This window comes from Bradyrhizobium sp. WSM3983 (assembly GCF_000473045.1).
GTDB lineage: Bacteria > Pseudomonadota > Alphaproteobacteria > Rhizobiales > Xanthobacteraceae > Bradyrhizobium.
Map to the genome: position 1 here is coordinate 41,115 of NZ_AXAY01000047.1, position 6,528 is coordinate 47,642.

The window sequence follows — 6,528 nt, forward strand, 5'->3', positions numbered from 1 at the left end:
ATCTATATTCCGGAGGAAAGAAAATGGCGTTGATGCGTCGGCAGTCGCTGGTCAAGTTCGATGCGCCCTTGTGCGAGACCATCGTCGATACGCCCAAGCCGCAAGGCGCCGAGGTGCTGGTGCGCATCGAACGCTGCGGCCTCTGCCATTCCGATCTGCACATCCAGGACGGCTATGCCGATCTCGGCGGCGGCAAGAAGCTCGACACCACGCGCGGCATGACGTTGCCCTTCACGCTCGGCCATGAGATCGCCGGCGTCGTCGACGAGGTTGGGGCTGACGCGCCGGGGAGCCTCGTCGGTGGCAAGAAGGCGGTGTTTCCCTGGATCGGCTGCGGGCAGTGCCGCGACTGCAAGAACGGCGACGAGAACCTCTGCGCCAAGCAGCGCTTCCTCGGCGTCTCCATCGACGGCGGCTTCGCTACCCATGTGCTGGTGCCCGACGCGAAGTATCTGCTCGATTACGATCCGCTGCCGGTCAACCAGGCCGCTACCTTGATGTGCTCCGGCGTCACCGCTTACGGCGCGCTCAAGCGCCTGGTCGACCGTCCGCGCCAGCGCAATCTGCTGCTGATCGGCCTCGGCGGCGTCGGCATGATGGGCCTGTCGTTTGCGCAAGCGATGTTCAAGCAGCCGATCACGGTCGCCGATCTCTCTCCGGCCGCGCGCGAGACCGCGCTGAAGAACGGCGCGGCCAACGCCTACGATCCGTCCGAGCCCGACGTGATCAAGCGCATCCTGAAGGAGACCGACGGCGGCTTCGACGAGGTCGTCGATTTCGCCGGCAACGAAAAGTCGATGGCCTTTGCGGTCGCGGTTGCCGCGCGCGGCGGCAAGGTCGTGGTCTCAGGCCTGATGGGCGGCCAGTTCACGCTGCCGATGGTGCAATGGGTCTACAAGCGCCTCACCATCGAGGGCTTCATGGTCGGCACGCTTGCCGAGGCGCACGAATTGATGACGCTCGCCCGCGCCGGCAAGATCAAGCCGACCCCGATGCGCGAAGAGCCGATGGGCGATATCCAGAAATGGATCGACGAACTGCGCGCCGGCAAGGTGGTCGGCCGCATCGTGCTGAAGAACTAGGGCAGATGATTTCGGCTCGCTCGGGTTCACCTCTCCCCAGCGGGGAGTGAGGGGGCCGCAGCATCGGTGAGGCTGTAACCCCTCGCCCGGATCGCATCTGTCGATGCGATTGAGCAACCGCCGACATAGGTAACCTCCGGTTAGAACCCGATCCGACCTCTCCCTTTCGGGAGAGGTGTGGCACCTCGGTTCGCATCGCCGCTTTCGTTTGCGCAATTGACTCGGAATTCAAGCAAGGCCCGGTTCCGCACGAAGCTGGGCGCACGGAACGGCTGCGGCTGCACCGCGTTGGCAGCGCATGTCCATTCGTTGCACAGTCGAGAGCGCATTCTTCATCGCCTGGAGCTTCCTCGAGAAGAGTGGAGAACTCGGCCCGCCGGATGAGTCGGCGAACGTCATTCTCGATGCGATCGAGGCGCAGCTCAAGACCGGCGAGCGCCGGCCGCTGATGCTCGCCAACAGGGCGATCGACGCATACAGGGACCACGCCGCGCTGGTCCGCTCGTCGGCCGGGCGCGTAGCACGCCTCGGATAACTGCCTCAGCGATGCCCTCGGACCTGGCGGCGGGTCCGTCGGGCAGAGCGCACGCCGCGCGCACTCGGCAGCGGTCACATTAAGCCAATCAGCGCCCGCCCTATGTCCACTCGTGAACAGAGCGCGCTCCAATTCGAAATCCGTAGTTCTCCGTCCGTGAACAGAGTTCGAGGCGTGGCCCGAGTGCAACGCGGGACGCTCCTCCGCGTTCGACGTTAATCTTCTTCGATTTCCCGTGAGCCCTTATGTGTGCACTTTGGAACCGTCGGTTCCTGCGCGGAAACTTGGGGATCAGCAGCGCGCGGCGAAATGGATCATCGCGGCGCAGGAGCACATCGGCGGGGACGAGATCCCCCTCACCATGAGACTCGCCGAGTTTCGATAGCCGCTTGTTCCCCGAAACTTGCGTCAGACCAAAGCACAACTTGCATCGGGATGCGAATGGCCGTTCAATGCCTGCATAAGTCGACAGCACATTGCATCACCTATGGTTTTGAGTGGAATGCGGATCTTTCTTGTCATTCTGGGCATCTGGCTCCTGATCAACGTCCTCTTCGTCGTGATCACAATCCCGCCGCGCAAGCCGCGGAAATCGGATCAACCGCGATCATCGAGCGGTCTCGCGCCTGTCCCGATCGGCCAAAATGCCTACGCATGCGATGAGGACGAAAAGGTCTCGCTGCGCCACACGATCATCGCGATTGCGATGGGCACGCTGTTCTCCCTGACACCGCCTCTGCTGGAAGCCGTCGACGGCATCAAGCGGTTGATCGCCAAATACATCGACCGATAGATCGTCATCCGGCGAACAGGACGCCCCGCAGGCACCAGCGCTGCGCGTTGCCCCCTATCACTTCCCGCCAAAAGTTGGAACGCGGCGAACCACCTGCGCGTTGGCCTCTCGTCAAGGCAACGACGGAGTCTGAACTGCATGACGAAGCCGCTGACAAAAACGGTGCAGCCAGTTCCCGACGAGAACCAGAGCCACAAGGGCGCCGGCAGCACGCCGACAGTTCCCGTCGATACCACCAAGGGCCATCGCGACGACGAGAAGCAGAACATCCGTGAACAGGCCGCGCACGGCAACCTCACCCAGAACACCAGCAAGCGGCGCATGGGATAGGTGCAGAAACCAGGGGGATCAAACAGGAGAGACGAACTTGGTCAATCCAGGCAAATGGTACGATCCGATCTCTGAACGCTGGATCGCGCCGCGCGAATTCCACTTCGCAGAACCATCCCACCACACCAGCGAGAACCATGTGCTTGAGATGCAGAGGTCAGTCGAGATCCAGCGCATCTGGCGCCTACTCGTCGATTGCTGCGCAAGCAAGTGATGCTTTAGCGCATCCGTCGCGACGGCGGAACGCGCCGTCCCGGAAGGTAGTCGTCCTGCATGAACGATTCCGCATCCCCCGTCAGGCCCGTCGCCGTCGCGATCCGCTTTATCGCGATCATCGCCGGCTCCGCCAGCCTGCTGCTCGCCGCAATCTGCTTCGCCATCGCGTGCCAGGTCTTCATCCAGACCGGCGTCTTCGCGGAGTCCTACGCGATGGTGGGATTGATCAGCGGCGTGCTCGGGATTCTGACGCTGAAGCTGGCTAGTGTGTGGAAATCGGTTGTCGCAGCGCCCTCTCGGTCTCCGCCGCCATCATCTTGAGCCATGCGGCTGCGGCTCGTTACGCGACGGCTCTCCCCTCCTCCGGATTGCGGACAACTCGACCGAGACCAAAAGGAGTCGAGGAATGATGATGACGATCGCGGCCATGGCACTGAACACCAGCATCTCCAGCACATCGCCCCAGTCGTGGACCTCGAAACTGAATCTCGGTGCAAGGTGCAGATAATTGAGCGCAAGGAGACATACCGCGCACACGATGAGCGTGACACGCGTGCCGAGACAAAGCGAACTCAGGAACACCAGGATAAAGTAGAGCTTGAATATTCTACCGAGCGATCGACCTGCATCCAGCTGAAGATCCAACGCGAACCCAATGGAGAGGATAACCATCGCAACAAATATGCGCACAGCTACGGGACTCTGCCTCAACCTTGCCAATGCCCGAATGCGCTTGCCGGCACGCTCTGGGATATTTCCCTTCAATATCCAGTAAGTGGCATGAACAAAGGCCAATCCCACCGCGAACCCGATCCAGGTCCCTCCGAAGAAATTGGTCGCGGCCAGAACAAAGATCGCACTTGCATAGGCAAGCATCCGCAACAGCGTATCCAGACCACTTGTTTCGGCCTGGACATGAATCTCGCCAACCGCCGAACGCAGCTTCTCCGGCTGACGCGTCGCAAGACATTCGGACAGCCGCTGCTCGATGTCCGCGAACATCGCGCCTCGTTTCTTGTATAGACTTCTTTTCTTTGCCGGAATCTCGTCTTCCGACTTCATCGAGACGCCGACCGGCAACGCGTAGAAGCCATGGCCATCATAGGTACCGCCGCGTTCCTGCCAGATTTCATCATAGGCAAGAGAAAACTCTCCGCTCGCTCCCGTAAGAGGATGGTTGTCCTGCGAAACGGCAAGTATCCGATTGACCCCTATGACTTTGCAGAAGACCTTGAAGACTTCTAGCGTGAAATCGCGCGGGCGCGCGCCGTGCGCGTTCTTCGTGAATCGCCTGTAACGTTCGAGGACGTCCTCTTCTCCTTCGACCTGGCGCCGACCCTGGATGCCGCCGACAAACGCTGTCCGTATTCCTTCGTCGGTCCGCAAGGAGAAGCTTACGCTGAAGATTCGATCCTCTCGCTCCCAAATGCTGAGCGCGAGTTGACCTTCGCGCAGAAGCCACCTTGGCTGATCGAGACTGACCCGATATTCCGGTGAAAACGGCAACTCGATAAGATCGGCAACTGCTTCAGGCTCAACGTCGACGATCCCACCGATAGCGACCACTGTTTCGACATGACTTTGAGCAGTACGCGTCTTCGCCGCAGCATCCCAATTGGCGGCAATGAAGCGACCATAGACGATCTCGATGATCTCCGGGCGAGCACGAAGATAGCGCGCCAAACCACTCGCTCGCGGTGCAAAGATCCATGGCAACAGAAGATGTGCGTGCTTTAGCAGGGCAAAAGCGAGCGCCAAGCTCGTTGCGAATTTTGCGCCGGCCAGTCGCGACAAATAATGGGAAAGCATAGCCTTACAAAACCAGAAGAGAGTGCAAAAGCCTCACCGCGTAATCCGCACGCAGAACTTCAAACATCCGACGATTCAAACCCCGCAAAAGGCGCGAGATATCTGGTGTCAGGACTGGCGGGTCAACGCGACCCAACCGCTACCTTTGGTCATGAATTGCCAACCGCAGCTTGTAAATTCGCTCAGGTGGACAGGGTTCGCGTAGACCACGACAAGCGGACGGCGATCCTCCTGGTGCGACTCCCGTAGGTGACGGGCTACCTTCCCTACCACGCGCGAGTCGAACGGGTTATAGAGGTAGATTAGCAACGCGCCAGACGGGAGGATAAACTGCGTGGCGTCGCCCACCACAACCTCGATGTCGCCGCGAATGCCTTGCGATGCAGCAATGTTAACGTTGGTGCGTGCGGCCTCGACGAACGACGGCACGAAATCGACTCCGATGATCGACTTGAATGGGAATTGAGCGGCAAGCAGCAGTGCTCTTCCTTTCCCACATCCGAGGTCGACGAAGGTATACTCGGAAACAGGCAAATTCAGAGTATCCATGATCAGCCTGAACTGGAGCGGATCGGACGCTATGTGTGCAAGGCCGTGCTTTGCGTTCTCGCCGACAATGCCGTGCTCATCAGCGAGATTTTGCACACCTCCCGTATCAGTGCCGAACTTCCGATCAAATTCGGCGTCCGCTTCCATCTTCCGCTTTTGCCACGCCGCCAGTTCACGTCCGCCAAGACCAAGACGCCTGAGCAGCCGCACCATCAGTTCGCGCAGTCCGAACTCCGAGCGTACCACCAGCGCGCGCTGTAGATGGAATGACAGAGACCCTACGAGGCTTTGCTTATTCATAAACTATCTCGGGTCGGTATGAATGCTGAACAGTGACTGAGATCATCGATCGCCGCAAGACAGGCAGTGCAACCGTTTACAACCCTAGTTAATCTCCATTGATTTACGTGTCTCGGCGACGGGCCTGATGTCATGTTGGTGTAAGGTTCCAGGAATGGGTCACCTTCCAGGCGAGACTACCGGCGCCGGCACGATCGGCTGCCCTCGTTGTGCAATGGCGAATGACGGCTGGAGGTCGAATTGCGCTGACCCGTCGGGCAAAACAGCAGACACCCCGTCAATCCCTTCCTGCAAAAATATTCTACTTTCCGGAATTTCGGATTTGTGGCAAAGTCCCCTCATCCCGGCCCTGCCAAAGGGGCGCTTCGCGATCGTCACGAGATGCGGGCCGGGTTGCGGTGGACGCGGTAGCGCCGGCGCGGGTCTGCTGATGACAGAGCGGGCAACCGTGAGTCATCCGCGACGCGGCACGACACGGTGCAGTCACAGCGGGTTCGTCGGCTGTCCGGGGTGAGCACACGCGAGCCCAAGGCAATCAGGCGAAGCCGTCCGCGGACGGAGAAGTCGTGTGGTCCTGACGCCCGGAGCCTGTGCGTCAAGTCTTGCGGTGATGTGGCAGCCCGACCGGGTCCGCGCGTCAGTCATCTGCTAGGCGACGGGGGCAATAGTGCATCGCTCCCCGAGGAGCAACTGTGAAGTAGACCAGTGATCGGTCGACCTCAAGGCTGGCGCGTGCGCGCCACCGCCTCCGGCGGCTACGGCCTTGACGTCGTCCGCTCACCGGTCTTTAGGCCGGGCATGCGCTCGGCGGAAGCCGAGCGGGATCGCTCGCTTCGTACCGCCTGACGTCCCATTTTTCGCCGCGCGCTATCATGATGTTGAGGATCACGATCAGCTTGCGCATACAGGCGGTG

The 6,528-nt window shown here is 60.3% G+C and carries 7 protein-coding genes; 5 read left to right on the forward strand and 2 right to left on the reverse strand.

Going from position 1 to position 6,528, the window contains the following annotated elements; genetic code table 11:
* Nucleotides 1-23 precede the first annotated feature (23 nt).
* The 5 genes from YUA_RS0138375 (at nt 24) to YUA_RS46370 (ending at nt 3,277) form a co-directional block, all read left to right on the forward strand.
* On the forward strand, nt 24-1,082 hold the full coding sequence (locus tag YUA_RS0138375; RefSeq protein WP_027535404.1) for an alcohol dehydrogenase: 1,059 nt from the start codon (nt 24-26) through the stop codon (nt 1,080-1,082).
* A 298-nt stretch (nt 1,083-1,380) separates the two neighbouring features.
* Nucleotides 1,381-1,617, forward strand: a complete 237-nt coding sequence (locus YUA_RS0138380) for a hypothetical protein (RefSeq protein WP_027535405.1) — start codon at nt 1,381-1,383, stop codon at nt 1,615-1,617.
* 502 nt (nt 1,618-2,119) lie between these two features.
* Entirely contained in the window at nt 2,120-2,410 is a 291-nt protein-coding gene (locus YUA_RS0138390) for a hypothetical protein (RefSeq protein WP_027535406.1), read from the forward strand.
* Between the two features lie 138 nt (nt 2,411-2,548).
* Complete coding sequence (locus tag YUA_RS0138395; protein WP_027535407.1) at nt 2,549-2,740, forward strand: hypothetical protein; 192 nt, start codon at nt 2,549-2,551, stop codon at nt 2,738-2,740.
* Between the two features lie 273 nt (nt 2,741-3,013).
* The gene (locus tag YUA_RS46370) at nt 3,014-3,277 is read left to right on the forward strand and encodes a hypothetical protein (protein WP_051383614.1); all 264 of its coding nucleotides are present in this window, start codon (nt 3,014-3,016) and stop codon (nt 3,275-3,277) included.
* Here YUA_RS46370 and YUA_RS0138410 read toward each other — a convergent pair.
* Nucleotides 3,269-4,765, reverse strand: coding sequence for a DUF535 family protein (locus YUA_RS0138410; protein WP_027535408.1), 1,497 nt, complete (start codon nt 4,763-4,765; stop codon nt 3,269-3,271). The two genes, YUA_RS46370 and YUA_RS0138410, sit on opposite strands and share 9 nt — an antisense overlap.
* 108 nt (nt 4,766-4,873) lie before the next feature.
* On the reverse strand, nt 4,874-5,614 hold the full coding sequence (locus YUA_RS0138415) for a trans-aconitate 2-methyltransferase (protein WP_027535409.1): 741 nt from the start codon (nt 5,612-5,614) through the stop codon (nt 4,874-4,876).
* Nucleotides 5,615-6,528: the final 914 nt, after the last annotated feature.

Bases quoted from the DNA above. Each gene is read 5' to 3' on its own strand.
- YUA_RS0138415 (WP_027535409.1), bottom strand. From the start codon at position 5,614: ATGAATAAGCAAAGCCTCGTAGGGTCTCTGTCATTCCATCTACAGCGC.
- YUA_RS0138375 (WP_027535404.1), top strand. From the start codon at position 24: ATGGCGTTGATGCGTCGGCAGTCGCTGGTCAAGTTCGATGCGCCCTTG.
- YUA_RS0138410 (WP_027535408.1), bottom strand. From the start codon at position 4,765: ATGCTTTCCCATTATTTGTCGCGACTGGCCGGCGCAAAATTCGCAACG.
- YUA_RS0138380 (WP_027535405.1), top strand. From the start codon at position 1,381: ATGTCCATTCGTTGCACAGTCGAGAGCGCATTCTTCATCGCCTGGAGC.
- YUA_RS46370 (WP_051383614.1), top strand. From the start codon at position 3,014: ATGAACGATTCCGCATCCCCCGTCAGGCCCGTCGCCGTCGCGATCCGC.
- YUA_RS0138390 (WP_027535406.1), top strand. From the start codon at position 2,120: ATGCGGATCTTTCTTGTCATTCTGGGCATCTGGCTCCTGATCAACGTC.
- YUA_RS0138395 (WP_027535407.1), top strand. From the start codon at position 2,549: ATGACGAAGCCGCTGACAAAAACGGTGCAGCCAGTTCCCGACGAGAAC.